This is a genomic window from Myxococcus faecalis, from assembly GCF_050039385.1.
In the GTDB taxonomy this organism is placed as follows: domain Bacteria; phylum Myxococcota; class Myxococcia; order Myxococcales; family Myxococcaceae; genus Myxococcus; species Myxococcus fulvus.
In genome coordinates this window covers 6,675,375-6,702,115 of record NZ_CP144336.1, presented here as the reverse complement: position 1 = coordinate 6,702,115, position 26,741 = coordinate 6,675,375, and the positions used below count along the sequence as shown (strand labels likewise).

The 26,741-nt window shown below is 68.9% G+C and carries 20 protein-coding genes; 11 read left to right on the top strand and 9 right to left on the bottom strand.

The window, feature by feature from the left end; all coding sequences use genetic code 11:
• Window positions 1-28 precede the first annotated feature (28 nt).
• The gene (locus tag VZQ01_RS26930; RefSeq protein ID WP_426745061.1) at window positions 29-1,963 is read right to left on the bottom strand and encodes an ankyrin repeat domain-containing protein; all 1,935 of its coding nucleotides are present in this window, start codon (window positions 1,961-1,963) and stop codon (window positions 29-31) included.
• A gap of 259 nt (window positions 1,964-2,222) precedes the next feature.
• Between VZQ01_RS26930 and VZQ01_RS26925 the strand changes: the two genes are divergently transcribed.
• On the top strand, window positions 2,223-3,044 hold the full coding sequence (locus tag VZQ01_RS26925; RefSeq protein WP_426745060.1) for a trypsin-like serine peptidase: 822 nt from the start codon (window positions 2,223-2,225) through the stop codon (window positions 3,042-3,044).
• A 51-nt stretch (window positions 3,045-3,095) separates the two neighbouring features.
• Here VZQ01_RS26925 and VZQ01_RS26920 read toward each other — a convergent pair whose 3' ends face one another.
• A complete protein-coding gene (locus VZQ01_RS26920) occupies window positions 3,096-3,524 on the bottom strand; it encodes a hypothetical protein (RefSeq protein ID WP_426745059.1) in 429 nt (142 codons plus the stop codon).
• A 175-nt stretch (window positions 3,525-3,699) separates the two neighbouring features.
• Between VZQ01_RS26920 and VZQ01_RS26915 the strand changes: the two genes are divergently transcribed.
• Entirely contained in the window at window positions 3,700-4,242 is a 543-nt protein-coding gene (locus VZQ01_RS26915) for a DUF3060 domain-containing protein (RefSeq protein WP_426745058.1), read from the top strand.
• Window positions 4,243-4,411: 169 nt separating this feature from the next.
• Complete coding sequence (locus tag VZQ01_RS26910; RefSeq protein ID WP_408889190.1) at window positions 4,412-6,388, top strand: eCIS core domain-containing protein; 1,977 nt, start codon at window positions 4,412-4,414, stop codon at window positions 6,386-6,388.
• Window positions 6,389-6,398: 10 nt separating this feature from the next.
• On the opposite strand, the gene VZQ01_RS26905 is transcribed toward VZQ01_RS26910, so the two are convergent.
• The 3 genes from VZQ01_RS26905 to VZQ01_RS26895 form a co-directional block, all read right to left on the bottom strand.
• Window positions 6,399-7,061 (bottom strand): hypothetical protein, encoded by a 663-nt coding sequence (locus VZQ01_RS26905; RefSeq protein WP_426745057.1) that lies wholly within the window; start codon window positions 7,059-7,061, stop codon window positions 6,399-6,401.
• An 83-nt stretch (window positions 7,062-7,144) separates the two neighbouring features.
• Complete coding sequence (locus tag VZQ01_RS26900; RefSeq protein WP_223747208.1) at window positions 7,145-7,333, bottom strand: hypothetical protein; 189 nt, start codon at window positions 7,331-7,333, stop codon at window positions 7,145-7,147.
• A 294-nt stretch (window positions 7,334-7,627) separates the two neighbouring features.
• The gene (locus tag VZQ01_RS26895) at window positions 7,628-8,869 is read right to left on the bottom strand and encodes a lipase family protein (protein ID WP_426745056.1); all 1,242 of its coding nucleotides are present in this window, start codon (window positions 8,867-8,869) and stop codon (window positions 7,628-7,630) included.
• 447 nt (window positions 8,870-9,316) lie between these two features.
• Between VZQ01_RS26895 and VZQ01_RS26890 the strand changes: the two genes are divergently transcribed.
• Window positions 9,317-10,642: an IS701 family transposase gene (locus tag VZQ01_RS26890; RefSeq protein ID WP_223752272.1), complete on the top strand. Its 1,326-nt coding sequence runs from the start codon at window positions 9,317-9,319 to the stop codon at window positions 10,640-10,642.
• 43 nt (window positions 10,643-10,685) lie between these two features.
• Here the strand turns inward: VZQ01_RS26890 and VZQ01_RS26885 are convergent, their stop codons facing one another.
• Together VZQ01_RS26885 and VZQ01_RS26880 are read right to left on the bottom strand one after the other, a co-directional pair.
• Window positions 10,686-11,357, bottom strand: a complete 672-nt coding sequence (locus VZQ01_RS26885; RefSeq protein WP_426745055.1) for an RICIN domain-containing protein — start codon at window positions 11,355-11,357, stop codon at window positions 10,686-10,688.
• Between the two features lie 184 nt (window positions 11,358-11,541).
• Window positions 11,542-12,678 (bottom strand): alpha/beta hydrolase fold domain-containing protein, encoded by a 1,137-nt coding sequence (locus tag VZQ01_RS26880; protein WP_426745054.1) that lies wholly within the window; start codon window positions 12,676-12,678, stop codon window positions 11,542-11,544.
• A 192-nt stretch (window positions 12,679-12,870) separates the two neighbouring features.
• Here VZQ01_RS26880 and VZQ01_RS26875 point away from each other — a divergent pair, with 192 nt between their 5' ends.
• On the top strand, window positions 12,871-13,374 hold the full coding sequence (locus VZQ01_RS26875; RefSeq protein WP_267699520.1) for a hypothetical protein: 504 nt from the start codon (window positions 12,871-12,873) through the stop codon (window positions 13,372-13,374).
• Window positions 13,375-14,222: 848 nt separating this feature from the next.
• Here VZQ01_RS26875 and VZQ01_RS26870 read toward each other — a convergent pair.
• Complete coding sequence (locus VZQ01_RS26870) at window positions 14,223-14,489, bottom strand: hypothetical protein (protein ID WP_426745053.1); 267 nt, start codon at window positions 14,487-14,489, stop codon at window positions 14,223-14,225.
• Window positions 14,490-14,674: 185 nt separating this feature from the next.
• On the opposite strand from VZQ01_RS26870, the gene VZQ01_RS26865 reads away from it, so the two are divergent.
• The 6 genes from VZQ01_RS26865 (at window position 14,675) to VZQ01_RS26840 (ending at window position 24,959) form a co-directional block, all read left to right on the top strand.
• Complete coding sequence (locus tag VZQ01_RS26865) at window positions 14,675-15,853, top strand: IS256 family transposase (RefSeq protein ID WP_426745052.1); 1,179 nt, start codon at window positions 14,675-14,677, stop codon at window positions 15,851-15,853.
• 311 nt (window positions 15,854-16,164) lie between these two features.
• Entirely contained in the window at window positions 16,165-21,702 is a 5,538-nt protein-coding gene (locus VZQ01_RS26860) for a protein kinase domain-containing protein (protein ID WP_426745051.1), read from the top strand.
• A 176-nt stretch (window positions 21,703-21,878) separates the two neighbouring features.
• Complete coding sequence (gene tnpA, locus VZQ01_RS26855) at window positions 21,879-22,193, top strand: IS66 family insertion sequence element accessory protein TnpA (RefSeq protein WP_223786038.1); 315 nt, start codon at window positions 21,879-21,881, stop codon at window positions 22,191-22,193.
• A gap of 4 nt (window positions 22,194-22,197) precedes the next feature.
• Window positions 22,198-22,563 (top strand): IS66 family insertion sequence element accessory protein TnpB, encoded by a 366-nt coding sequence (gene tnpB / locus VZQ01_RS26850; protein ID WP_267699515.1) that lies wholly within the window; start codon window positions 22,198-22,200, stop codon window positions 22,561-22,563.
• Between the two features lie 109 nt (window positions 22,564-22,672).
• Window positions 22,673-23,527, top strand: coding sequence for an IS66 family transposase (gene tnpC / locus VZQ01_RS26845; RefSeq protein WP_223786036.1), 855 nt, complete (start codon window positions 22,673-22,675; stop codon window positions 23,525-23,527).
• Window positions 23,528-23,612: 85 nt separating this feature from the next.
• Entirely contained in the window at window positions 23,613-24,959 is a 1,347-nt protein-coding gene (locus tag VZQ01_RS26840; RefSeq protein WP_223786035.1) for an IS4 family transposase, read from the top strand.
• Window positions 24,960-24,997: 38 nt separating this feature from the next.
• On the opposite strand, the gene VZQ01_RS26835 is transcribed toward VZQ01_RS26840, so the two are convergent.
• Window positions 24,998-26,584: an IS1182 family transposase gene (locus VZQ01_RS26835; RefSeq protein WP_408891322.1), complete on the bottom strand. Its 1,587-nt coding sequence runs from the start codon at window positions 26,582-26,584 to the stop codon at window positions 24,998-25,000.
• Between the last annotated feature and the right edge of the window lie 157 nt (window positions 26,585-26,741).

The window sequence follows — 26,741 nt, the reverse complement described above, 5'->3', positions numbered from 1 at the left end:
TGGAACCGCGCTGCGCAGGCACGCCCGACTACAGCCGGACGACACCGGTCTTGCTCAGCAGGTCGAACAGCTTCTCCCGGTCCAGCGTCCTGCCCTTGAAGGCCTTCGGGACGAACACCTTCTTGAGCGCCGCGTCCGAGGCGTCGAACCCACCATTCGCGTAGTGGTGCTCCGCCTTCACCTTCGCCTGCACGTCGTGGTCATCCGCGATGACCACCTCGGCCTTCACCACGCCGCCGACCCGGAGCGAGGCGTCGTTGCCGTGACCCCAGACGACCTGGGCCTCCACGTCCTTGCCGACGATGACCTCGCCGTCCGTGTCCAACCCGCTGACGCGCAGCGTGCCTCCCACCGCGAGCAGTCCCTCCAGGCCCGCGTTGCGCAGCACCCCGTTCACCGTCAGGTCCCCCGTCACCAGCAGGGGCGCGTCCAGGTGCACGTCGCCCTTCACCACCAGGTTCCCCCGGACGAAGCGCGGCGCCTGGGTGAAGCCAGGCGTCTTCTCCTCGGCGGGGAGCACGTCCCGCGCGAGCTCCACCAGGGCCATGACCGTCCAGGGGAACTCGCCCCGGAGCGCGGCCGCGAGCTCGTCCCACGAGGTGGCCCCCTGCAGCTCGAGTCCCTTCAGGACCTGCTCGATGGCGTCCACCTCCTCGCCCTCGTAGTACCAGGACGCGAGCACCGCCTTGCGCCGACGCTCCAGCGCCTCCAGCAGGGGGCGCACATCCAGGGCACCCGTCTTGCCCTTGGGCGCCTTGGCGCCCAGCAATTGCGCGAGGGCCGCGTGCTTGTGCTCCAGCGCCTCCTGCACCGGCGTCTGTCCGCTGGAGTTCTTCAGCGTGACGTCCGCGCCGGCCGCGAGCAGGACCTCGATGACGGGCCCACGCTCCTTGAAGCGCGCGTGCTGGTGCAGCGGCGTCCAGCCCTTGCCCGCGTTGGGGTTGGCCCCCGCGTCGATGAGCGCCTTCGCCACCTGCGCCGTCCGCGCCTCGAAGAGCGCGGTGCGCCCCGAGCCGTCGAGCGCATCCACGGGCACGCCTCCCTTCGCGAGCGGGGCGATGCAGGCCACGCTGCCGTGCTCCGCGGCGGCATGGAGGGGCGTGGACTTGTCTCCATCGACAGCATCCGTGGAGGCCCCCAGGCGCAGCAGCTCCTTCACCAGCCCGGCGTCATCCACCATCGCGGCGAGGTGCAGCACGCCCTGCTTGCGGGAGTCCTTCGCCTCCAGGTCCGCGCCCAATGCGAGCAGCGCCAGCACCCGGCCCGTGCGACTGTTGCCCACGAAGCCCGGGCCGAAGAACGGCTGGGCATCGAGCCCCGCCGCGAGCAGCAGTCCCTTGTCGAGCGCCTTGCCCTTCTTCTTCGCGGGCTTCTGCTTGCGCAGCCACGTGTGGAAGCCCTCGTCGGAGAAGGCGCCCTCCAGGCCCTGGAAGTTGAGCGGGTCGTCGTCGTCCGTCACGCCCTGGGCGGACATGCCGGGGTTCTCCTCCAGCAGGGAGAGCAGCTCGCGGTAGCCCTGCTCCTTCTTGCCCTGGGTGAGCGCGCGCCAGGCCTGGAGCCCGCGGCGTCCGCGCTGCTGGTCCGGCAGGGGCCGCAGGCGCTCGGACTCGTCGAGCGCGGCCTCCACCTCGTCGAGCTGGGCGACAGTCGGAGTGCCTCGCACCACGTCCTCGGCCCACTGGCTCAGGGCCAACGCGCGGGCCTTCTGCGCGAGCGTCAGCTTGCCACCGGGCTTCGTGCCCCGGGTCAGCGCGAGGATGCGGTCACGCAGTGCCCAGTGCTCGGCCTTCACCTCGAGCGCCCAGCGATGGGGCTCCATGCGCCGGGTCGCGTCCAGCGACCAGCTCAAGGAGTGGAGCGCCAGCAGATGCTCGGGGTCCTCCGCCACCACCTGACGCAGCAGGACCACCGCCTGGTCGAGCTGCGGCGGCATCTCGTCCAGCAGCGCATCCGCCTTCTTCATCAGCGCAGCGACATCCACCTTCTTCGATTCCCGGGCACGCGACATGGCCCCGAAAACTGCCACGGCCCCGAATGGCCCGTGCGGAAATCGCACCAGGACTGGACAGCATCGCCATCCGAGAATTCTCTCGGTCCGAGATGCGATGGAAGGCACGAGCCAGGGGCGTCGAGGCAGGTACGCTGCGGGTGTGACGCCCCACACACCCCAGGCCCCGCCGTTGTCGCACGCCGCTCCCCTCCCACAGCCCCTTCCAGGAACAATGCTCCGCAAACACCCCGCGCTCTGGGCAGTCCTCGCCGCGTCGACCACCGGCTGTTCCATCCTCGGCTCGTACCCGTATCCGGATGAATCACATCCAACCGCGCCCTCCTCCGCCAGGCAGCAGCAGTCGCCCGTGACACAGCTCTCCAGCCCCCTGGAAGCCGTGTGTCATCTGACGACCCGGCGGCGGAACATCAAGAAGCTGTGGATCGGCGACGTCTACTCGAATGGGAGCGCCGCGCTGGCCCAGGGTCGATACCTCATCACGGCGGCGCACAACGTCTACGACTATCCCCTGGGGTGGCTCGACCACGTGGACGTCAGCTGCAACCAGAAGACGGCCACGGCGCAGACGGTCATCGCGAGCTTGAATCGGGAACACATCCAGCAGCGGGTCTCCGCGCCAGGCTACGCATGGCGCCTGCATGGCTCGGAGCGAAAGTTCGAGTTCGACTTCGCGTTCATCGACCTGGGGACGAGCGTCGTGAGTGATGACCCGTTCCTGGTGGACCCGCAGGTCGTGCCCCGCGTCGGCGAAGCGCTCTTCCTCGGAGGGTATCCCGGCGGCGACATCTCCGATGCGCACACGCTCCACCTGGGCAGCGGAGTCGTCGTCGGCATCGACAACAACCTCATGACGTACGACATCGAAACGGCCACCGGGAACAGCGGAGGCCCTGTCTGGGTGACACGCGAAGGCAAGCACTACCTCGTCGGCGTGCATGTCTCGGATGGCAGAGCAAGGCTCTTCAATGCGAGCTTCTTCACCGCGTGGAACACGTTCCTGAAGTCCGCGGAGGAGAGTCCCGGCACGCACTGAGCCGATTCTCCTCGGCCCCTTTGACATCCAACATCTGCCCCCGGCGCACCGTCACGAGACCCAGACGCGCTGCTCCATCAACTCACCATCCGGACCCCGCTCCAGGCGCACGCCGCAGGCGTCCCGAGGACCCAGGTGGCTCGCCGCGTACACTTGGGTCCCACCGCGATACAGCGCGACCTCGAGCACGCCCACCTCGGTCGCCAGCGGAGAGAACACGGACGAGCACCGCAGCGCGCGGTGGCGCAGGTAGCTCCACACGTCCCGCCGCACGAAGCCGGCGTCGGTCAGGAACCAGGCCGCGAGCAGCGGCACCGTCACCGTGGCCCCTTCGAGGTCCTCGTCGCGCGCGATGGCCCCCCACAGCACCACCCAGGCTCCCCGAGGACGACGCTGCTCGTCACGGGACGACCACTCCGCCACGAGTCGCCGGACCGACTGCTCGACGAGCCACCGACCTGGGGTGTCCGCATCCGTCATGGGCGCCCGTGAAAGCACGATTCGGACACCGCCGCCATGCCCCCTGCCGCTGCGGGTGCCCAGCTGAAGGGCCACTGCAATCCAGGGGCTGGCGCCCGAGGAATCGCGCGGATTTTGAATCTCCGCGCCGCCGGTGCGTACATTGCGCGTGCATCCACACAAGAGGTCCACCGCAATGCGCAACCCATTCAAGTCGAAGGCCTTCATCGTCATCGCATGTGTGCTCGGGTCGATGTCCGCCAGCGCCCAGGACGACGACGAGGCCGCGTCGGTCAAGGTCGGCAAGGACGGCAACGTCCGGGTGAAGGCGCCAGGCGCCACCATCGAGACTCGCGACGGCTCGGCCCGGGTGCGCGGCGGGGGCGTCGACATCCAGGCCAACGGCGCCGCGGCGCGTGACGACGACGACGCGGCGGAGACGACGTCCCAGAGCGAGGGCTCGCTCGAGCTGGTCGACTCCGACCGCACCGTGAAGCACGACTGCGGCGAAGGCGGCAAGGTGGAGATCGTCGGCTCCAGCAACCAGGTCATCCTGACCGGGACCTGCGAGTACATCGAGGTGACGGGCAGCGAGAACAAGGTCAGCGCCCACACCGTGCGCCGCATCGAGACGACGGGCAGCGACAACAACGTCGTCTGGAAGCAGGGCCCGCAGAAGGGCAAGAAGCCGCGCATCAGCAACACCGGCACCAACAACCGCATCTCCCAGGCGCGCTGAGCCGGAACGTCGCGCCGAGGTGGGGCGGGCAGCCCTCCGCCCCCCTTTCGGGTACAATGTCCCCGCAGGTCCGACGAGGGGGACGTCCATGGGCTCGTTGCACTCCGCGACTCGCGCAGCCACGCCCGCACCGGCGCCGAAGGCCACGCCTCCACGTGTGACCCGGACGGTGGCCGCACAGCCCTCCGCCGCGCCCACCTCGGACGTCTCCCCGGGTGAGTCCGCCGACAGGGCTCCTCGCTTCGACATCGGCACCGTCGCGCTGTACCCGCCCGCCCGCGCCTTGCGTCCCATGCCCGGCGGCGCGACGACCCGGCCGCTGGGGAGGGTGCAGGCCCCCAGCGCTCCCGTCAGGCCGGGGCCGGCGCTGGGCGCCATCCCGACCTCCGTCGCGGCCACGGTGGGCACGTTCGGAACGAACCTGCTCCGCGCCGCGCTGACGCCCCGCGCGCCCGTGGGTGACGCCTCCCCCTCCCTGTCCCGACTCGCGGGTGGCAACCCTGTCCCCGCCTGGCTCCGGGCGCCGTTCGAGCAGTCCTACGGCTACGACCTGTCACCGGTCCGCCTGCACACCGGCCCCGGCGCGAGACAAGCGGCCAGGTCCGTGGGCGCCGCGGCCTTCACGCTGGGCGACCACATCGTCCTGGGAGGCGACGTCGACGTCGCGAGCGGCGCGGGGCGACACATCCTGGGGCACGAGCTGGCGCACACCGTCCAGGCGCGGCTCGGGGGTGGCCGGGGCCGCATCAGCGAGCCCTCCTGGCCCTCCGAGCGCGAGGCCGAGCGCGCCACCCGCGCGGCCCTCATCCAGTCACCCTACGAGCTGACCGAGGGCGCCGGAGAGGACCTGCACCGCATCGCGCCGTGGCTCGTGCTGGCGGGCATCGGATTGGTGGCGGGCGTCGTCACGTGGGCCACCTCCGACAGCACCGAGGAGAACCAGCGGCGCCACGCGGAGGGCGCCCCGGACCCCTCCAGGAGCCTCTGGGCGCTCGTGCCCGTCTACGGCTCGGTCCAGCAGATTCGGGAGGCGGAGTCGTTCTTCCAGCGCGCCCTGGGCACCGGCTTCCTGATGGTCGACTTCGCCACGCTGGGCGCCGCGGGCGTCGCGGGCCGGGCGCTCATCCGCGTTCCGGTCTCCGTCTACCGCACCGCCGTGGCCCGGCGCGCCGCGGGCGAGCTGGTCGTTCGCGAGGGAGGCGAAATCCTCACGGAGGCGATGGCGCGCGAGACAGCGGCGGCCTTCGGTCGCGAGGGCGGCGCGGTCTTCGCCACGCGGGCGGCCGCGGCCACCGAGCTGGAGCGAGCCCTGGGACGCGGCGCCATGGTCGCGGTGACGGAAGGCGGGCTGAATCACGCCGTCATCTACGCCCGCAACGCCGCGGGGCAGATCATGAAGCTCCACGGCGGTCCGCTGCGCGTGCTCTTCCAGGAGGTGCCCCAGGCCCTGACGCCCCAGCTGGCGGAGAGCGTCGCGCGGAGAGCCAACGCCTACGTGGTCATCGAGGCCGCGGAGGCCGCCGTCACCATCGAGCAGGCGGTCGCCGTCGCCCAGCGTGGAGGCAATGCCATCCTTCGCTGGCTGCGCGGCACGCCCACGAGTTGCGGCATCATGCAGGGCGCGATCCTGGAGGCCACGGGGCTCCCGGCGCAGACGCTCGCGAGGCTCCTGCCCTCAGGTGGGGCCGCGGCGCGGCTGCTCCCCATCACCCTGCTCGAGCACATGGCGGGCAACGCCGGCCTGCGCTTCGTCGAGGGCGGCATGGCCCGCATCATCGGCGGCACGCTCCTGCAGGGCGGCCTGTCCGCGTTCGGCGGCGGCGTGGGCGTGGTCACCTCCACGCTGATGCGGGTGTTCACCGGCCTGCTGGCGCCCGAGCCCGAGGCCACGTCCACGCCAGCCCGTCGTCCCAGGACGGGGAGCACCGCGCGACGCACGCCCGAGAGTGATGCCTTCGCCCGCACCATCATCGAGCGATGGGGACGCACGCTCCTGGGACCGGCGAGCATGGTCAGCGCCTCGCTCCCGGACATCATCCCCGGCTGGATTCTGCGCACCCAGGAGTTCAGACAGTCGCTGCTGCTCTCCCTGGTGGCCGAGGGCATGACACCCGAGACCGCCATCGCCGTGATTTCCGGAGCCTGAGCCGAGGGCGTCACCCGGACGACGTGCCCCGCTCCTGCCGCCACACGCAGACCTGGCACACGCCGGCGATGAGCAGCAGCCCCCACGTGCACCGAGGCTCGCGCGTCGCGGCGAGCACCACCACCGACAGGCCCAGCATCCATGGCACCCAGAGGGATTCCCCCTCCCGATAGCGCACGTACACGCGCGCGGGGAACACCAGCAGGAGGCACGGCAGGGCGAACGACAGCCAGTCCCCGGAAGGCGCGCGGAGCATGAGCCACAGCGACAGCGCCGTGAACGCACTCCACTCCGCCAGGACGAGGCCCGTGCGTCGCGCCAGCACCCTTCGCGCTCCGCGCCACGCCAGGAAGGCCCGCGCCTGCGCGACGGACGGGCCTGGAGACGCAGCCTCCTCCGCCGAGGGCGGGGGCATCGCGGCCTCCTGGAGCAACCGCGAGCGTCGGGAGCGGACCTGCGCGCCGAGCGCCACGAGCCCCAGGACGCCAACGCCCACGATGACACCCCAGTCCCAGGCCGATGGGGCCCGAGCCTCCGGGGCGAGCGGGGCGACACGTGGGCCCTCGGGTCGAGGCGAGGACACATCCAGCCGGGTCGCGATGACGTGAGCCATCATCGCGGCCAGGGCGACGAAGACGCCGAGGATGATGGGGACCTCGCGAGGAGCGGCCATGACGACAGTGCAGGGAAGACCGGGCCGCGTGTCAATGGCCCGGTCGACTCACCTGCCCGAGGGCCTGGACCGAGGGGCTCGGCTCAATCGCCGCAGGTGCCGAACTCCGAATCCCAGACGCATCCCTTGATGCGGCAGAGGGACTCGCTTGTGATGTTCGCACAGATGATTTCCGCGGAGGTCGACTCCTCGGGGGATGCCGCCGGCGCCTCCGTGCGCCCGGTCCAGCCAGACAGGGTCAGGAACGCAGCCAAAGCAATGAAGCCTCGCATGGTCACCTCTCCTCGTGGGCTCATGGACAGCCATGAGTCCAACCAGCGTCTTCCTTTCAGCCGCTCCAAGTCAAACACACACAGGATGCAACCACCGCCGTCAGAAAAATCCACCCTGCGGCGAGGCGCATCCCCACAGAGGCACCTCCTCTGGAGCCCACGAGGCGCGTCTGTCCGCGGCAGGTCGCGCCCCGACCTCCACGCGAAGCGCTCTGGATTCAGCCGACGTGGGGTGAGTCCCGAGGAGGGTCTTGAGGCTTCCACCCTGGCGTGGTGTGTGCGCGTGGGTTCCCGCTAGGGCGTCACGGATGACAGCTCGGTGAGGACCTGGCACGAGCTCAGGACATCGGGAGGAGCGCTTCCTCCGAAGCGCTGGGTCAGCCAGGCCACGGTGCCAGGGATGTCATCGCCCAACACGCCGAAGTGGTCCGCCACCGGGCACCCCACGTACTCCACCGAGGCCCGACGCGCGATGAGCTCGTTGCGGACGACCCACGTCTGCGCCGGATTCACGCGCGCATCCAGGCGCCCCTGCACCAGGCGCACCGGCACTCCGATGCTCAGATACCCCGGATGCATCGCCCGCAGCTGCGCGAGCAACGGCGGCCAGTTCGCGGTCTCGCTCATCACATTGCCCTTGGGGATGAAGCTCCCCCACGAGTCCGTCAGGCTCAGCTCGGTGCGGCACTTCGTGTCGACCTCCGCGTACAGCTTCAGGGCCTGCGGCTTGAGCAGCTGCTCCAGCTTCACCCCGTCCGGGTCTCCCTCCGCGGCCCCGGTGAGGAAGAGTGGAATGAACGCGGCGTCCGGCGAGGCCTCCGCGACCTGCACCGCGAGCGGGAACGTCAGGTGCATCGCGGACCCTGGCGCATAGGCCAGCGCGCCCACCAGCTCCAGGTCCTTGCCTCGCAGCCGCTCCGGGGCCTCGGCCGCGGAGAACAGCGCGGCCTGTCCTCCCTGGGAATGGCCCACGATGGCGTACTTCTTCGACAGCTTGCCCGGGTACAGCTTGTGCGCCGCCACCACGCTGTCGAGTACGCCTCGTGCCTGCGAGCGTCCCAGCAGGTACGGGTGCCGCCCCTCCGTGCCGAGCCCCTCGTAGTCGGTCATCACCACGGCCCACTTCATCTCGCCCAGGAAGTAGTTCAGCAACCGCTGCGGCGCCTGATTGTACCAATGGGCGCTCGAGCCCAGCACATCGCGCGATGGCGCGCACTTGTCGGCCACGCCCACCGTCCCGTGTGCCCAGGCAATCACCGGCCATCCACCTTCCGGCGGTTCTCCCTTCGGGAGCGCGATGATTCCGGACACGGCGATGGGCCGGTCCCCCTTCACCGCATCCGAGCGGTACAGCACGCGCACGTTGCTCCCCGCCTGCTCCAACGCGGCGAAGCCCGTGAGCGGCTCGTGCCGGAGGACATCGCCAGGTGAGGAGGTCGGGAGCGAGTCAGGCGTGCGATAGAACGGAGGGAGCTCGTCCTGCTGCGGCTGGGGCGACCCGCGAGAGCACGCGAAGACGAGGACGGCCAGGGACACGAGGGACACAGCGCACCTGCGCGAGACAGGCATGACGACTCCCAGGAGAGTGCCGCGCGCGCGGGAGCTGGACGAAGGTGTCGGCGTGGGCGTCCAGTCTCGAAGAGCGAGCCAACGGCTCACAAGCCCGACACGGGGCCTCGGGCGGGAGCACTGCGAGTCGCGAGCCGCCGTCGTGAACCAGCCGACACGCGCCTGCCCTCGCGGGCCACGTGCATCGAGGCGGCTCCAGCAACGGCGAAGGCGGCACCCTGTTCGAGCAGTGCCGCCACGGTCCCACGGATTCAGGTGGGTGACTCAGACTCGACTTTCGCCCTTTTGGGGTGGGATGCCCAAGCAGGGGGCCGAGAGGAGAGAGGGCTGAGGGTAGGTAAAGAGCGGCCATCGAGACCAGCTGAGAGAGGTGTCCGGCAAGACACGCCTCTTCCAGCACCTTCGAGGTCTGCGATGGCCGCTTCCCATTTGTATGCACTGCTTCGAGTCCTGCAGCTGGTTCGGCCGGCGTTCACCGAGCCCTCGTTCCTCCGCTTCCTGGTGCTGTTCGCCGGCTGGGTGTGCAGTGGAGGCACGCACGCCGTTACCGAGGCGCTGGTGGCAGCGGGAGTGTCGGGCGTGCAGCACCATGCGGCCTTCCATCGCTTCTTCTCCCGGACGCGGTGGAGTACGGACGAGGTAGGCCGACTGCTCCTGTTGAAGCTGGCGGCATTGGGACCCGTGCGGTTGGTACTCGATGACACCCTTTGCAGTCACAAGGGGCCGAAGGTTTTCGGCCTGGGCAGTCACCTGGATGCGGTTCGCTCCACCCGGGCCATGCGCGTCTTCTGCTTCGGCCACGTCTGGGTGACGCTCGCGGTGCTGGTGCACGTGCCCTTTGCTGCGCGCCCCTGGGCACTGCCCGTTCTCTTCCGGCTCTACCGCACCCAAGCCGAGTGCCAGAGGAGGGACATCCGGCACCGGAAGAAAACGCAGTTGGGCCGAGAGTTGGTTGAGCGTGTCCTCAGCTGGCTGCCAACGGGCCCTTTGGAACTGGCCGCGGACGAAGCGTACTCATGCAGCACCCTGCTCAAGGGGTTGCCGCAGCGGCTCGTCTTCGTCGGAGCCATGCGTCCAGATGCAGTGCTGACGCGCCCGCGCGTGCACCGCTGCCGCTCGCGGAAAACGGGCCGCTGGCTGACGCGTGACGTGCCGGTGCCCAAGCCCGAGGCCCTTGCCAGAGATTCAGCACTCCCCTGGATGCGGCTGACAGCCCAGCTCTACGGCCGCTCGCAGCAGGTGGACTACAAGGAGGTAGTGGCCCGGTGGAGGAGTGCTGCCGGCGAGCGGATGCTCAAGGTGGTCGTCGTGCGGATGACAAGTGGAAGCCGCCCCCTGCGAGTCTTCTTCTGCACCGCCCCCTCCCTGTCTGCCCTCGAAGTGGTGGAACGGTATGCCTTCAGGTGGAGCATCGAAGTGCTCTTCCGGGACTTGAAGCAACTGCTTGGCTTCGCCGACTCGCGGGCCCGCCGTCGCCTGGCCGTGCTTCGCACCGCTCCCTTCGCTGGCTTGAGCTACACCCTGCTCGTCCTCTGGTACCTGGAGCTCACCGCCAGCTGGCAACAGATGAGGTGGCCTCTGCGCCCCTGGTACACCACCAAGACCACGGTCAGCTTCGCGGATGTCCTCCGCCTGGCTCAATCCTCCCTGGCCCGGGCCCGCTGGCATTCGCCGCGTCGACTTCGCGCCAACTTACGTGCTGCCTCTCGCGCCCCGCCATCTCTGGAGAGCGCGGAGTAGACCGCCGCGCTCTCTCCCTCGCTCTAAAATGGCGAAAGTCGAGTCAGAGGTCCACGCGCCACAGCTGGTTGTCGGCCGCCTTGCGATGCATCGGGTAGACGATGAGCCGACCCGCGCCATCCTTCCTGGCGCCCTCGATATCCAGCACGAAGCCATTGAGGGCGCTCTGGATGTAGTAGGTGCCGCGGGCGCGACCGGGCACGAGCTTCCATACCTGGTTGGGGCTGCCGTGGGCTTCCCACATGATGACCCGGGTTCCCGGCGCCTTGTTCGCGCCATCGATGTCGAGCACGAGTCCGTTGAGCTTGCTGCGGATGAGGTAGCCGCCGCGGGTCGGCACCAGCTCCCACTGCTGGTTGTCGTTGCCCTCGCGGTGGGACTTCGCGGGGTGGGCGATGAGTCCGGCGCCGAGCGAGCGGTTGTTGCCCTCGATGTCGAGCACGAGCCCCCCGAGCTTGCTGCGGATGAAGGAGGTGCGCTGGTGGCGCGGCTCATCGCGGCCGTGACCATGGCCCCGGCCCGGCGGCGGGGGCGGAGGAGTCGGGCGGGCCTCGCCCTGGCACCAACCGGCGGGGCTGCAGGTGCGCGCGCCGTCGCACTCCGAGGAGCTGTGGCAGCGGTTGGGACCGGGGCGGTTGCGAGACTCGTCCCAGCGGTAATCCGGCCCGGGACCCGCCGCCGCCGTCATGGGCAGGAGCAGCAGCACGAGCGCCATCCATCCCCTGCCCTTCGCGGACGACCGGTTTTCACGCGCACGAATACCCTCGGAGCCACCGCGAACCGCCAACATGGGACCTCTCCTTGTCTGGAATCACCGCGGCGGGGCCGCTCTCGCTGTCCCGCTCACCGTGTGCTCTTCATGACGGGGGACCGGGGATTTCATTCACGCCCGGCCCGCGTCACTCGACGGGCACGTACTTCTGGAGGAAATATCCCACCCGTCCCCGGGCGAGCTGTCGGCCGAAGCCGCCGTCCCAGATGTCGAAGCCGTGCTCGGCGTACGGGAGCGTGAAGAGCGCGTGGGGTACTGCGTACTGCGCGAGCCGGGCGGCCATCTCCTGGGAGGCCTCGGGCGGCACGACGCTGTCGGCGCCTCCGTGGAGCAGGAGCGTGGGTGGAGCGCGTGGACCGATGTAGTGGATGGGAGAGAGCAGCTCGTACAGCTCGCGGTGACCGGCCAGTGGAGCACCGGTGAAGCCCACGAGCGTGTCGGCGTTGTGCGCGGCGTGGGCCACCAGGTCGCCCGGTGCGTAGAAGCTGATGACGGCGGCGACGGCGGTGTCTGCGGCGGAACCACAGGAGGAAGGAAGGCGGGAGTCGCCCGCGGAGTACGCCGCCAGCATCGCGAGGTGCCCACCCGCGGATTCACCGAACAGGACGAGTCGAGCTGGGTCGATGCCGTAACTCGCCGCGTGGTCCTTGACCCAGCGGATGCCGCACTTGACGTCGCCCGGAGCAGACATGCCGGTGGCGGGAGGAAAGAGGTGGTAGTCGAGGGCGATGAGGACGTAGCCCTTCGCGGTGAAGAAGTCGGCCCAGGCGCGGGCATAGGCGCGCTCGCCGCCGCGCCAACCGCCACCGTGGAAGTAGAGCACCGCCGGGCGTGGAGTGGATGGAGCGCCTGGGGGAAGGAAGATGTCGGCGTGCAGTTCGCGCCCCGCGGCTTCGGCGAAGCGAACCGTCTGACTCGGGAGGGGGCGAGCACCGACGAGAGGACGGAGATACGCGCGGAGGTCGAGCGGGAGGTCGTTCGCACGGGCCACCCGCCAGGCGGAGACAGCGGGCCATGCCGCGAGGACTCCGACGAGCAGCGCGGACGTGGGGGTCGCCCAGCGCAGCCACTTCCACACGTCCACGTGAGCGCACCAGACGGCCACCAGCGCGGTGAGGAGCGCGGGGACCAGCATCACCAGGCTGTACTCGCGCAGGATGCCCTTGAGCAGATGGACGAGCGTGGGCACTCCGGCGGGAGCGAAGAAGACGGCGGCGAGCAGCACGCAGCCCAGGATGTGAAGTAGCGCCAGGACGGTCGGCATGGAGTTCGGAGTGCCCTGGACGGTACGCGTCCGGCACCGGTCGCGCCATGCCCCACGACACCGTGGCGTTTGAAGATGGCGCCCATCGCCGCCGACTGACATCTTCACGGGATGGACGCGAGTGCCCGCGAGTATCTCGCGATTCAGACGTTCTACGGACAGCGTCGCGCTCGACGCTCCGGCGTACCGTACATGCACCACATCGACGAAGGGCTGTGGGTGCTACGCGCCCTGGGCGCGAGCGACCGGGCTCAACGCGCGTACTGCCTGCATCCCCTGGTGCAGGACGATGACGAACGCGCAGCAGCCTGGGCCCGAGCGCTCGCCACGGGAGCGGACCTCTCCTTGCCGCCGGTCGATGGCGTGAGTGATGACCCGCGAGTCCTCGCGCTCGCGCTGGGCTACCGGGAGACGGCCAACGCGGCCCTGTCCCATCGACCGGACTTGATGGGGCCCGAAGACATCGCGCTCAGCACGGAGCCCGAGGTCAACGACATGCTCCGCGCCGACAAGGTCCAGAACTACAAGGACTTCCTTCGACATCACCGGGGAGTACATCCCCGGTCCGTCGAATTGGAGCGCTACTTCCAGGCATGGCTCGCGCGCCTCGATGTGTCTTCGGACCAGGTCACCCACTGGCACGCGGAACTGGACCGTCTCCACCCCGCCAGGCACTCCGGCTGGATGCCCTCGTGAGTTCCGACCTGGCGGGGCAATATCCAGCGCAAGTTCAACGTCGACGCGCCTGAGCGACAAGCGTGTGCCCGAGAGCGGAGCACCAGTCTTCGTGGCGCCGCTGCCATCCCGAGTGCTTGCGCATCAGATTCCCTGGATGCGTCAGATGCACGATCGAGAGCGGCCGCCCCCATGGCTCCAGCTCAACGGCCGCCCCATAGAGAAGCTTCTGAGCATCTCGTATCGACGTCAGTCCTCGAACGAACGCGGCTGCCTCGGTGCCGAGCGTCAGCAAGAGCCTCAGCGCTGGGTTCCCGAGAACCTCTGCGAGTCGGTCGAGATTACCCGGTAGCTCCCGGGAGCGCGCCAGGAGCTCATCTGGCGCAGGCCGTGGCTCCACGGCAGTCCGCCTCCCTGTCTCTGCCTCGTAGCGCGCGACGTTGTCCGCCATCGAGCGGCCGCGCTTCCCGGACACCGTGGTGGACAGGTAATAGGGCCAGAGGTCCGTGATGAGGACGGAGCTCCGATTGAGACCGAGCGGCGCGAGGTAGCGCGCATCCAGGTCCCTTCCGGAGCGAGAGACAGGCTCGAAAGAGGTCCGCTCGACCTGAGTCGGAAGGTTGCACACCAGCCCATCATGTTCCCACCTGGAGAGCTTCGTCGCGGCAGGGTACACGCCAAGAATGGCAACCGCGGCGTCCGCCGGGCCCGACGCGTCCGTGCGTACGAGGTCTCCACCCAGGGGGAGGCTGCCTCGTCTATCAGGAAGCAACTCCCGCCAATGCGGCACCGCGTACTCCCAATCCGGCCTCTACGACAGGCAGCAAACCCGGGGGATTGTACCCGTCGCGTGGGCATGGAGCCGAAGTTCAACGTACCGAAGGCTCGGGTTCCGGGGCCGCACCACGAACCAGCCCAATCACCTGCGCGGCGAAGTGAACCCGGTCCGTCTTCACGATGTTGAAACGGCCTCGATGGCCCCAGAGCGTCTCTGGGTTGTCCGCATGGATTTCGCAGTTCCAAGTCCCGTCGGGCTTGGTGGCGATTCTCACGCGCTTCATGGTGTATGCCCGCTGGTCGATGTAGTCATTGGCCGCCAGCACATAGATGCCATCGTTCTCGATGATGCCCGGCAACGAGGAGTTGGATGGGGGCTCCGAGATATCAACCGGATCCAGATAGACCCCGTCCAGGAACCTGAGGGTCGTGTCCCTATAAGTGTGTAGTCGGCGAGCAGGGACGAGCGGGAAAGAGGGAAGCTCCTCGGTGAAACCAACCGAGACGGTCTCCCCCTGGCAGGGGAGCCGAGGAGTTCCCTGAAGTGGACGATACCGAGTTTGCCGCGCCCTCGCACGAGGAGGTGCGCACCGACGTGCGAGGCCTGTTCCTGGGAGCCATCCGCATGACGCTGGAGATGCTGCTGGAGGAGGAGATTCGAGGGCTGGTGGGGGCCGGGCGCTGGCAGCAGGCGGCAGGGCGGAAGGACCAGCGCAACGGCAGCTACCTGCGAGGCCTGCTGACGTCCATGGGGCACCTGGAGGTGGCCGTGCCCCGGACGCGGGCCAGCGGCTCGGCGGAGGCCGTCCTGGGCCGCTACAAGCGGCGCAGCAAGGAACTCGACGAGGCGATTACCAGCGCGTACGTGCAGGGCGTCTCCACGCGGAAGATGGGCCGGGTGACGCGAGCGCTCATGGGGGCGGAGGTTTCGCGTTCGACGGTGAGCCGAGTGACGAAGTCCCTCGAAGAGAAGGTGGAGGCCCTTCGCACCCAGCCTCTCACCCAGGCCTTCCCCTACCTGTACCTGGATGCCACCTTCCTGGACGCCCGCTGGGCGCGCACGGTGCAGAACGTCTCGGCCCTGGTGGCCTACGGCGTGGGAGAGGATGGGCACCGGCACCTGTTGGCCGTGACTCTGGGTGGCAGCGAGTCGCAGGACTCCTGGCTGGAGCTGCTGCGCCAACTGCTCGAGCGAGGGTTGAGGGGCGTGCGGCTCGTCATCGCCGACGGGCACGCGGGACTGGCCGCCGCGGCCCGGCAGGCACTGCCCGAGGCCCAGCTCCAGCGCTGCACGGTGCACCTCACCCGGAACGTCCTCGCCAAGGCTCCCTGGCGCCTGCGCGGACGCCTCGGCAAGGAGACCTCGGCCGTCTTCGAGGCCCCCTCTCTCCTGGACGCCAGGAAGCGTCTGGAGGCGCTCCAGTCCGGACTGGGCCGCCAGGTCCCCGAGGCCATGGAGTGCCTGCGCGAGGGCTTCGCCGCCGCCACCTGCTTCTTCTCCTTCCCCAAGGCCCACTGGAAGCGCCTGCGCAGCACCAACGGCCTGGAGCGTCTGCACGGCGAAGTCAAGCGCCGCATCCGCTCCGTGGGCGCCTTCCCGGACCGTGCCAGCGCGCTGCGTCTCATCACCGCCGTCGCCCTCGAAGTGACTGGTATCTGGGACGACCGCCGCTACCTCGACATGACCCTGCTCAACTCAACCCCAGACACTGCCGCTGATTGACACCGCCAAGGAGCATTCCTCCCCCGAACCCCCTCCGAACAACTACACACGATTCGGGACTTGACCCGGCAGTCTGCCTGGACATCAGGAGGACAGGCGGAACCGCCGTGAGTCTAATCCAACCCACAGCATCCTCTGGCGCTAGCTGGGTTTACGGGTTCGCGGCACGCTATCCTCTCATCCACGCCCAACATAGGGAGCGGGGACCGGAATGGGCCGTGCGTGCGTACTCCACTCCCCTGCCCGCGAAGCCGGCACCGGCTCCTGCCCGTAAAGAGGTCTCCGTGCCCGCCAGTACCCTGGAGGTCAGCATGCAGTCCGCCACCGCGCTCAAGAGCCTGTCCGCGCAGGAGCGCACGACGCTCAAGGACGTGCTCCGCAAGGTGAATGCCCAGTTGGGTATTAGCCTGCTGCGGCAGGTCGCGAAGGAGGCGGGGCTGCTGGGGAAAGAGGCCAAGCGCGCCGACGGCGCCACCCTTAAGCGGCTCGTCGCGGACGCGGACCAACTCACGAAACTCTTGGCGGAGGCGCTCGACGACCGGGGGCGACAGGCTAGTGCCGTGCGCACCCTGCAGCGCATCGCCCTGACCGCCTCGCAGGACCCGACCCTGGACCATCGCGCCCACAACGCATTCAGCCGGGTGCGCCAAGCCTTCGAAACCGGCGAATGGGAGCAGCTCAAGCGCTCCGCCGAGAGCCTGAGGAAGATTCGCGACGAGACGCCGCACGAGTTGCTGGACCTCATCAACGTCCTCATCGCGTTCCTCTCGGGAGACATCCAGCGCATCCTCCACGCCCTGGAGTCGCCCCTGGCACTCCCGTCGGGGCCGCTCCAGCCTCCCAGCCGCCCGGTGGGCGCTTCTGGCACGCGGCACAAGCCGCCGGAAGAGGCCCCGGCCCCCGCGGCCCCTCCGCCCGCCAGCGAGGAGAGCCACCGTGCGCGGCTGGCCGAATACCGCGCCTGTGTCCAGGCGCTCTGCGCGGGGTTGAGGGCGTCCATTGAGAAACTGCCGACGAGAGAGCGGCTCGCTCTGGCCAATACGCGGCTGCAAGACGCTACCGGCTCCCTGGCATCCATCTCCCTCGAGTCCTTCGGGTCCGCGCTGGACCTGGGCAGGCAGTTGCAGACCCTAGGCAGCCGGATTGCCGAGAGCATCCAGCACCTCTCGGATGCGTCCGCCTCCGTGGAGCAGGAAGCCCATCAGCTCGCCAGTGCGGTGGGCAAGTCGCTCGGGACGGTGGCTCCGTTCGATTGCACCCTCATGGGGCTGGCGAAGCTGCCAGCCGCGCTGGAGGCCGAGGTCGCCCGGTGCGAAAAGCAGGTCGAGGCGCTGTTCCAGCGGCTCGGTGAGGCCTCCCTGGATGGCTCCATCGAGCTGCTCCCCCCGCCTGACGCGTCGGCGGGGGCGCAAGGCCTGCTCGAAAGGATCCAGCAGTTCGACCGGAACGTGGCCACCACGCTCAAGGCACGCGCGAACGGCTCCAGGGTGGAGGCCCCGGGAGTGCGCGAGGAGGCGCCCGCGCCTAGGAGCAAGGAGCGCGACATCGAGCTGCGCTTCCGGGTGACAGGAGCTGTCCCGGCGCTCATGTCGGCGGGCCTGCTGGGGCGTCTGCGCGAGGAAGCACGCCACGAAGTGACGGGAGAGGTCCCCTCGTTCCTGCCCGTCGATGGCCGGGCCAACGAGCCGGTGCTCGTCCAGGTGCCCGCGTCGGCCTCCGACGCCGCCGCCGTGAATGCCGCGGCCCGCAACCTGCTGGTCCTGTGGGGCTCGGTGGCCAGGGCGGACACGCCCATACGGCCCCTGGCGCAATGTCTCGAGTTCCTGGGAGAGGCGGCGAAGCTCCAGGAGGTGGTTCGCAAGGACCCCATGGCCCCGCACTTCGACGTCGCCGTGGCGGCCATGGCTCTTCATTGCGCGGCCCTGGACCGGCTGGACGGCCGGGGCCGCAGGCGGCTGGCGGGAGTTCTCTCCTCCAGAACTCCCGCAGAGCTGGAGCGAGGGCTGCTGGAGTGCGCGGAGGCCGCGAGCAAGTCCCCTGCCCTGGCGCGCGCCTGCGCGGAACTGGTGGCGCCAGGGCTTCACCTGCCCCTGGCGCAGGCGGTGGGCGCCCTAGCGCGGACCTCGGCCGCCGTGGCCCGCCGGCTGCTGGACGGCATTGGCATCGCTGCGGCGCTCGTCGGCCGCGACAAGAGCCTTGAGTGCCGCAACGCCGTCCTCCAGGCGCTCGGGGCCGAGCCCCAAGACTCCGAAACGATTGAGGACTTCCTCGACGACGCAGAGCGGCAGTCCCGGCGCGGGGCCCGGCCGGACGTGCCCAAGCTGAAGTCCCTCCAGCCGCTCGTCACGGACTTCGTCGCGGCGATGGGCAGCAGGCTCTGGGAGCGGGGCCGCGGGAGCAATGCAGCCCCCAAGCCCGGTATCGCGCTGCCCAAGGCCGCGGAGAAGGGCCTGTCCCTCACTCCCGGCGCTAGGTTCGTGGAAGTCCCCATCCGCGTGCGCAATGGCGGCGACGCCGCCGTGGGGGGCATCAGCATCCTGGTGAGTCGGCCCGCCAAGGGCGACTCGCCCATCAGCTCCGCCCCTACCGAGCTCCACGTCTCGTGGCTGAGCGACCAGAACCTGGAGGACACGTCCTCGGTGGTCATCGCCTGCCGGCTCGAGCTGGACCCGGACAAGGCGGAGCAGTTCAGCGAGCTGCGGCTGTCCCTTCGCTCCTCGTGGTTCGGCGGCGGGCAGGATGAGAGCTACGTGCTGCCGCTGCGGTTCGAGGAGCGGGCGCTCGCGGAGGCGGAAATCACGGGCTTCAACGGCGAGCCCGTCGACCTCAACGACGAGAAGACCTTCCGGCTGTCGTCCTCGTCCGTGCAGACGTGCTTCAAGAAATTGCGGGGGCGGCTGCGCCAGGGCCGGGCCGTGCGCGCGGTCATCTTCGGCCGGCGGCGGCGCGGAAAGAGCTCCATCTGCGCCTCGCTGGAGGGAGACCGGGAGATACAGAAGCTGTTCTCCGTTCGCCGCCACGTGTGGAACGGACCACGGATGACCACGGCCGCCACCGCGTTCTCGACGCTGTCCGAGCTGCTGGTGGAGGCGCTGGCCCGCAGCGGGGTGGACGCGGCCGCGATGAACGTGACGGACCTGAGCCGGGCGGACGAGATGTCCCAGCGCTTCCTGCACTGGTTCGACCGGCTCTCGGAGTCGCTCAAGGAGAAGACGCGGGTCCTGCTGCTGCTCGACGAGTTCCAGAAGTGGATTGCCGGTCTGGGCTCCAAGCAGGAGCGCCTAGCGCTGCTGGCGGCCTTGCGGCACTTCAATGAGCGCAGCGGCAAGCTAGAGGTCGCCTTCGTCCTGAGCGGCCTGCAGAGCCTCAAGGGGCTCGTCCAGGAGTCCACCGACTTGGCGAATGCCGTGGAGTCCTTCGAGGTCAAGGAACTGACCAACGAGGAGGCGGACCGCTACCTGCGCGAGCGGGTTCCCCTGGAGTTGGACGGGCGCACGCGCCGGCGGCTCATCAGCCTGAGCGGCGGCAATCCTTATGTGCTGAATCGACTGGGCGGCCTCCTGGTGGAGATGTTGCGGCACCAGCAGCGGAGCTGGTGCACGGTGGCGGATGCGGACGCGCTCCTGCTGGACGACGATGCCCAGACGGGGCGGCTCGCCGAGTTCGTCAAGTACATGCTCCACGAGGACGAGGACGATGGTGCAGCGACGCTGCGCCAGCTCACCGTGCTGCGCGCGGTGGCCTCGACCCTGAATGAGCGGGGCGACTTCGATGGCTACGTCCGCATCACGGACGTGGATGCGTGGCTCCAGCGCAACAGCGTGGAGTTCGAGCCGGGAGAGCCTCAGCGCCAGTTGGATGAGCTGGCCCAGATGGGCCTCATCCAGACCCGTGAAGGGGGGCGCCACTACCTTCGTGGGGAGTGGCTGTGCCGGCAGCTCGCCGCGCTGGATCCGGAGAAGGTGAAGCTCCAGCCCGTCACCTCTCGCCCGGACCCGGACTTGGTGCTGGGGCGGTACCGGAAGCGCAAGTTCCTGGACAAGGGCGGAGAGGCGGAAATCTGGCTCGCGGAGAACGTGCAGGAAGGCGGGCACGACGTCGTGCTTCGCATCTACCCTGAGGGCACGGTGGGGCTGCACGAGCGCATCGAGCGGGAGAAGAAGGTGCTGTCCCGCATCCGCCACCCGAACGTCGTCGGCTTCCTGGGGGCCAGCATCGACGATCGCCACGGTGGAGTCGTGGTCCTCAACTACATCAATGGCGAGACGCTGGAGTCCGTCCTGGGAACGAAACCCGCGTCGGCGCAGACGATTCTTCCTGGCGGCGACGTGGTCGCCCAGGTCCACCTGCTGAAAAAGATTGTCGACGCCGTTGGCGCCTGCCACGCCGAGAACATCGTCCACAAGGACCTGTCTCCCAGGAACATCATGGTGGCGCAGCAGATGGGGGTCTGGGAACCCACCCTCATCGACTTCGGCATCGCCGGGTTCGACACGCAGCCCGTCCAGGACGGCACGACTGCCCTCGGCACACCCGGCTACATCGCGCCGGAAAAGGCGCTGGGCGGCCGGCGTACCCCTCCCGCGGACATCTACTCGCTGGGGGCGTTGTTCCTCCGGGTGCTGACGGGGTGCGAGCCGCGTGAGGCGTTCAGCACACCGGAGCGGCTGGAGCGCCTGCTGGAAGAAGCACGCATGCCCACTCGGCTAGCCAGCCTGCTTCTGCTGATGCTCTCTCGCGACCCTGAGCAGCGTCCATCCGCCTCGGAGGTAAGGGGCAGCTTGGAAACGGTGCTTGAGCCGCACACCTGGAAGGAGCTTCGGGAGAAGGCGGGAGACGCCTTCCTAGACAACCGGGAGGATGACGCGATTCGCCTCTTCGGGCAGACCCTGTCGTCCATCCCGGCCGGGGAGCGCAAGGGCGCGGACTACGTGACGCTGCTGGGGGATGCTGCGGATGCCCTGGCGCAGGCCAATCAGCCAGTTCCCTGGGACACCCAGTGGTTGGACAAGTGGGTCGTCCTCATGAGGACGACGCCGGAGCTGGGCAAGGGGGCGCAGCAGATTCCGGCCGTCTTGAAGGAGTACCGGGTGAAGTTCCCCCAGGAGGGGGCTCGCCTGATTCGCCAGTTGGCCTCGGCCCTGGCCCAGCCGCCGGCGAGTCCCGCGCTGGTGCCGTTGCTGCGAGAGGTGGCCCGGGAGGACCTGTTCCGCGAGGCGGATGCCGCCACTGCGACCTTCGAGGCCCTAGCCCGCTACTATTCGGAGAACCACCTCGACGTGGTGTTGCTGGAGGACTTCGGGGTGCGCTGTGCCCGGCATGCTCGGGTCCGGCTCCAGCAGCCGCTCACCGCGGAACTGTGGCTTCAGCGCGTCCGCCGGCTGGGGCAACAACCGCGCGCAGACTACGACGAGGAACTCAAGGCCCTCACGGAGGCGCGCAGGAAGACGGGCAAGCTCCAGACGCTGCCTGAGGCGAAGAAGCAGGAGCCGATGAAGGTGGGCGTGGACGAGCGGGGGCACCTCGTCATGTCGAAACTGGAGGAGTTCGACAGCCGCATCCGGAACCTGTTCCCCTTCGTCTACCGGCTGGAGCGCGTCACCAAGGACCGGAATGCAAAGGCTTCACGCCCCACTCTGCTGCGGCTGGACAACATCGCCAGGCACCTGCCACAGGGTAGCCAGGACCCGGGGAACATCATTCCCCTGGTGCTCGATGGCTCCTTCACGGCGGAGGGCATTCCCTTGCGAATGAACATCGTCCTGCCCGCCGAGACCACGTCATCGCAGCGAGATGCCGCGCTCAACGTCCTCAAGGAAGCCGTCGACATCTTCGACTTCCACGGTTGAGGCCATGACCGGAGTGCCCGTCAAACTCCCTGACACAGGGGGCCAGCGTCTCGAAGCCCTCGCCCTCGAGAATGCCCGACTGAAGGGCGAGGACGCGCAGTCGCTGCGTAACCGTCCGGCGAGCGACGTGGCGGGAGGCATTGCCGGGGTATCAGTCGTGGTGGACCCTGGCCGGAATGTCGAAGCCGGCTGAGAAGCAGGAGTGGTTCCAGGTCGCCGAGGCCTTCGAGGCGAGCGGCCTGACGCAGAAGGAGTTCTCCGCACAGCGAGGGTTGAGGCTGAGCACGCTGCAGTCGTGGGTATACCGGCGCCGACGTCAGCGCCCCCGGAAGGCGCAGGAGGTGCGCCTGCTGCCGGTGGAGGTATCGGCCGTCGCGCAGGTGAGTCCTGTGCTGCTCGAGGTGGCGCTGGCCAGCGGAGCCAGGTTGCGGTTCCCCGCGGGCGCCGACGTCGATTACGTCGCCCGGCTCGTCACCGTGCTGGGCGGGTGAGCGCGTGTTCACGCTTCCGGCGTCCGTGCGCGTGGTGCTGGCCACCGAGGCGGTGGACATGCGCAAGTCGATTGACGGCCTCATGGCGCTGGTGAAGTCCGCCTGGGGCGAGGACGTCTACTCCGGCCACCTCTTCGCCTTCGTCTCGAGGCGGGGCGACCGCATCAAGGTGCTGACGTGGAGTCGGGGAGGCTTCGTGCTGCTGTACAAGCGACTGGAGACGGGCCGCTTCCGGCTGCCGAAGGTGGACGCGGACGCGAGCGCGGTGCACCTGGACGCGACGCAGTTGGCGATGCTGCTGGGCGGCATGGATGTCACCGACGTCAAACGCTCGCCCGTCTGGACGCCACCCGGGCGCACGTCCTCGTAGCGCGAGGACAGGCCGTGGCGCCGCGAGGTGTTGGTACCAGGTGCCCCGCGAGCTGCCCCAAGACCACTTCTGTCCCTGGCGCGAGGAAGCCGAAGAGCTTCGCGAACGGATGACGTCGCTGGAGGCGAAGATGGCGGCGCTGGAGCGGCGCGTCTTCGGCCGCAAGACGGAAAAGCTGCCTCCGGTGGCAAAGGAACTGAAGCCGTCGTCCACCAGCCCGGAGGACGAGGCGGCCCGGGCCGCGAGCGCACTGCAGACGCGACGCGAGCGCGCGGCCCGTAAGGCCGCCGGGGCCGTGGAGCGCGAAGTCCCGCACGAGGTGCCCGCCGAGGAGCGGCGCTGCCCAGCGTGCGGCAGCGAGGCCCTCAAGCCCCTGGGAGAGGGGCGCCGGACGGTGGTGTACGAGTACGTGCCGGCCTTCTTCGAGAAGCAGGTGCACGAGCAAGAGGTCCTGGCGTGCGCCTGCGGCCGAGGTGTCGTCACCGCGCCCGCGCCGCCCAAGGTGGTGGACAAGGGCGAGTACGGGCCGGGTCTCCTGGCCCACGTCGTCGTCTCCAAGTGCGCGGACGCCATGCCCCTGCACCGGCTGGCTCAGCGGATGGAGCGCGGCGGGGTCCCCATGAGCCGCAGCACGCTGACGGACCTCTTCCACCAGTCCGCCGAGGTGCTGCTACCGTTGTCCTCGCACCTGCTGCAGTGCATCGCCTCTGCGGAGGTGGTGTGGGCCGACGAGACGCCACTGCGCGTGCTGGACGTGAAGAAGACGCGCCGGGGCTACCTGTGGACATTCCTCACCCAGACGCCCCAGGGAGAGTGGCTCATCGGCTACCGCTTCAGCCTGGGGCGCGCGGGCAAGACGCCCAAGGACGTGCTGGGAGGCACCACGGGCGCGCTCGTGGTGGACGGGTACACTGGCTACAACGCGGTGACGCTGCCGGAGGGCCGCACGCGCGTCGGCTGCTAGGCCCAATGCCGATCAGTTAGGTCGCCCTTGCCTGGGGCGACGCGCTGGTTGAGGGTGTGGCGCTCTCGTTCTCGGAGATCGCCACATGGGGCTGGCTCAGGCCGTTCAGGGTGCAGCGCTGGTTGCTCCCGAGCAGTTCGAGCGGTTTCGGCAGCACATCGACCCGGTGTGGGTGGAAGAAGCCGTAGTGGCTACGGGCTTCGCTTCGATACGCCGTCGGCGTCTGCCAGCCGACCAGGTCATCTGGTTGGTGGTCGGCATGGCGCTGATGCGCAACGAGTCCATCCAGCGCGTCGCCACCCTGCTGAATGTGGCGTTGCCAGCACGCAAGGGAGCCACGGACGTGGCGCCCAGTGCGCTGACCCAGGCGCGCCAGCGATTGGGCGACGAGCCGATGGAGTACCTCTTCCAGACGACGGCCTCGACCTGGGCCCACCGCAGCGCCAAGGCGCATGCCTGGCACGGGCTGTCCGTCTACGCGCTGGATGGCACGACGGTGCGGGTGCCGGACTCTCCCGACAATTGGAGTCAGTTCGGTGGCAGTCAGGGCAACGGCACTCGCGCCGGCAGCGCCTATCCGACGATACGCGCGGTGGCGCTGATGGCGGCACGCTCCCACCTTCTGGCGGGAGTGCGATTCGGGCCCTACGCCACTGGGGAGGTGACGCTGGCGGCAGAGCTGTGGAGTCAGCTGCCCGAGGACTCGATAGTCATCGTCGACCGCAACTTCACCGCCGTGCGGGACCTGCTGGAGATTGCGACCGGAGAGAACAACCGGCACTGGCTGGTGCGAGCCAAGGCGCAGATGAAACCCGTCCCGCTCCAGCACCTTGGCACCAACGATGAGCTGGTGGAACTGCCGGTGACTCGGCACATGCGCGCTTCGAACTCCAGGCCCATGCCCGAAGCCGTCCGCATGAGAGCCATCCGCTACAAGCGCCCCGGCTTCCGTCCCGGCGTGCTGCTGACGTCGCTGCTGGACGCGAAGAAGTACCCGGCCCAGCAGATTGTCCAGCTGTACCACGAGCGGTGGGAAATCGAGCTGGGGTACGACGAAATCAAGACGCACCTGTTGGACCGGCAGGAGGCCATTCGCAGTCGCACGCCCCAGGGCGTCCGCCAGGAAGTGTGGGGCATCCTGCTGGCCTATAATCTAGTGCGCGTGGAGATGGAGCGGGCAGCGCACGAGGCGGGCGTGGAGCCGACGCGCATCAGCTTCGTCAATGCGCTGGCGCTCATTCGCACCGCTTGGCTGGTCTGGTCGACTCCACCGCTGGCACCCGGCCGCATTCCGGAGCACCTGCTCGACTTGCGCAGGCACCTGGGGCTGCTGCTGCTCCCGAAACGACGGAGCGAGAGGCGCCACCCACGCGTCGTAAAGATAAAGATGAGCAACTACGACAAGAAGTGGGTGAAACGCCCCCCGCCCTAACTGACCGGCATTGCTGCTAGAGCGCCGAACAGGTTAGGTCACGCCGCGCGCTGGTAGCGAGCGGCGACCTCAAGGTTTTGGACGGCCGCGAGTCGCCTGAGGTCAAAGAGGTTGCGGCGCGTGCCTCGATAACGGGCCTTCGGGCCCTGGCGGTTGGCGAGATGTGCCAGGCGATGCTCGACACCGACACGCTCGCGGAGTTGTGCACGGCCTGCGCGCGACTGCAGACGTGAGCGAAGGCGCTTCTGGAGCCGCTCGTCGTCGCCCATCGTGACGCTGCGCCCCTTGCCGGACGCCGCCTGGGTACAACTCGGGCGCAGCTTGCACGGTCCGCAGGCTTCCGGGTCGAAGTGCACGACGGCGCCGGGCTCGAAGGGCTCCACCTCGCCAGCAGGACACGTAATGGTGCCGTCGCGGATGTTCACTTTGAAGTCGCGCTTGCCGAAGAGTCCGGGCTTCGCGCTGGCTCCACGCCACGGCCGGCAGACGACGTCGCCGCCGCTGGCCAGCACGTCTTCGGTCATGGGGCTGTTGAGGTACGCCCTGTCGATGAGCAGGACGTCGGGGAAGAGCTCCTGGTGGGCCATGTCTTCCTGCAGGGCCCCCGTCGCCTCCTCTTCGGGTCGGTTGGCCGGCGTCACGGCGCAGGCCACCACGAGCTCCGTGTCGAGGTCGGTGCCGACGTGCTGCTTGTAGCCATTGAAGCGCTTGCTCTTGCTCTTGCGCCCGTGGCGCATGTCCGGGTCCTCGATTGAGATGCGACGGTCGGCCGCCACGCCCTGCCGAATCTGCACTCCGCCCTCGGGACGCGGCTCAAGGTCCTGCGCCTTCACCTGCGCGAGCGCTTCGATGTAGCGCGTCAGTGGAGCCGCGACGCACGACTTCGACTGCTTCGCCACCCAGGCCATGAGACGGTCGAGCTGTCGGCACAGGCGATTGAGTGCGTCGAGCTTCGCGTCGGGCGCGCTCCAATCGATGTCGAGGCCGGCCTTGATGCTGCTGGCCATCAGCAACGGCGCATTCGCCTGCTGACACACCTCCTCGACGTCGGTGCCGAGCGCGAGCGCCATGCCCTCGGCCACCTTGCGGCCTGCGTGGCCGAGCAGGTTGATGGTGTCCTCAACCCGCCCGGCCCCTTCCAGAGGGCGGCTGTCCACCCCCACTCGCAGCGTCTTCGGCGTCTTCTTCGGGTCGAAGCCCTTCGTCCGCTTCGCCACCTCAACGGTGCGCTCCAGCAGCCGGCGGTCCATCTCGGTCGCGATGAGTCGCTCCCTGAATTGCTGCAGCCCGCCCTGGGAGAAGGCGGGCTCGTCCTCGTCCGCGCCGAGTCGGTCCAACACCATCCGCCACCGGCTGTCAGTGCCCGACAGGCACACGGCTTCGGCGTCCGATGCCTGCGTGTAGGCCTGCACCAACAGCGCCATGCACATCATCGCGGGCGGCTGCGGCTCTTGTCCCTGGCCCGTCTGTCGGTACATCGCTTCGAGCTCGTCCTGAAAGGCCTCGTCGAACAACTCGTGCCGATGCTCGCGCAGGAAGACGAAAAGCTTCCTGCTCTTCCCCGCCAGCTTCAGCAGGCGCTGCTCCCGTGCGCTCTGCTCCACAGCCGGCTTCCAGCGTTCCATGCGCCACCTCCGAAGGTGGCGACCTGATCACGCGACCACAGCCCGAGTCGATCCCCTACCGCTTGCCTGCTCCCTCGCCATAACCTGATCGGCGCTCTAGGCCCACCTGCGTCGTCGCTTCTTCGAGGCGCTGTCCACCGAGCCTGAAGCCCGGGAG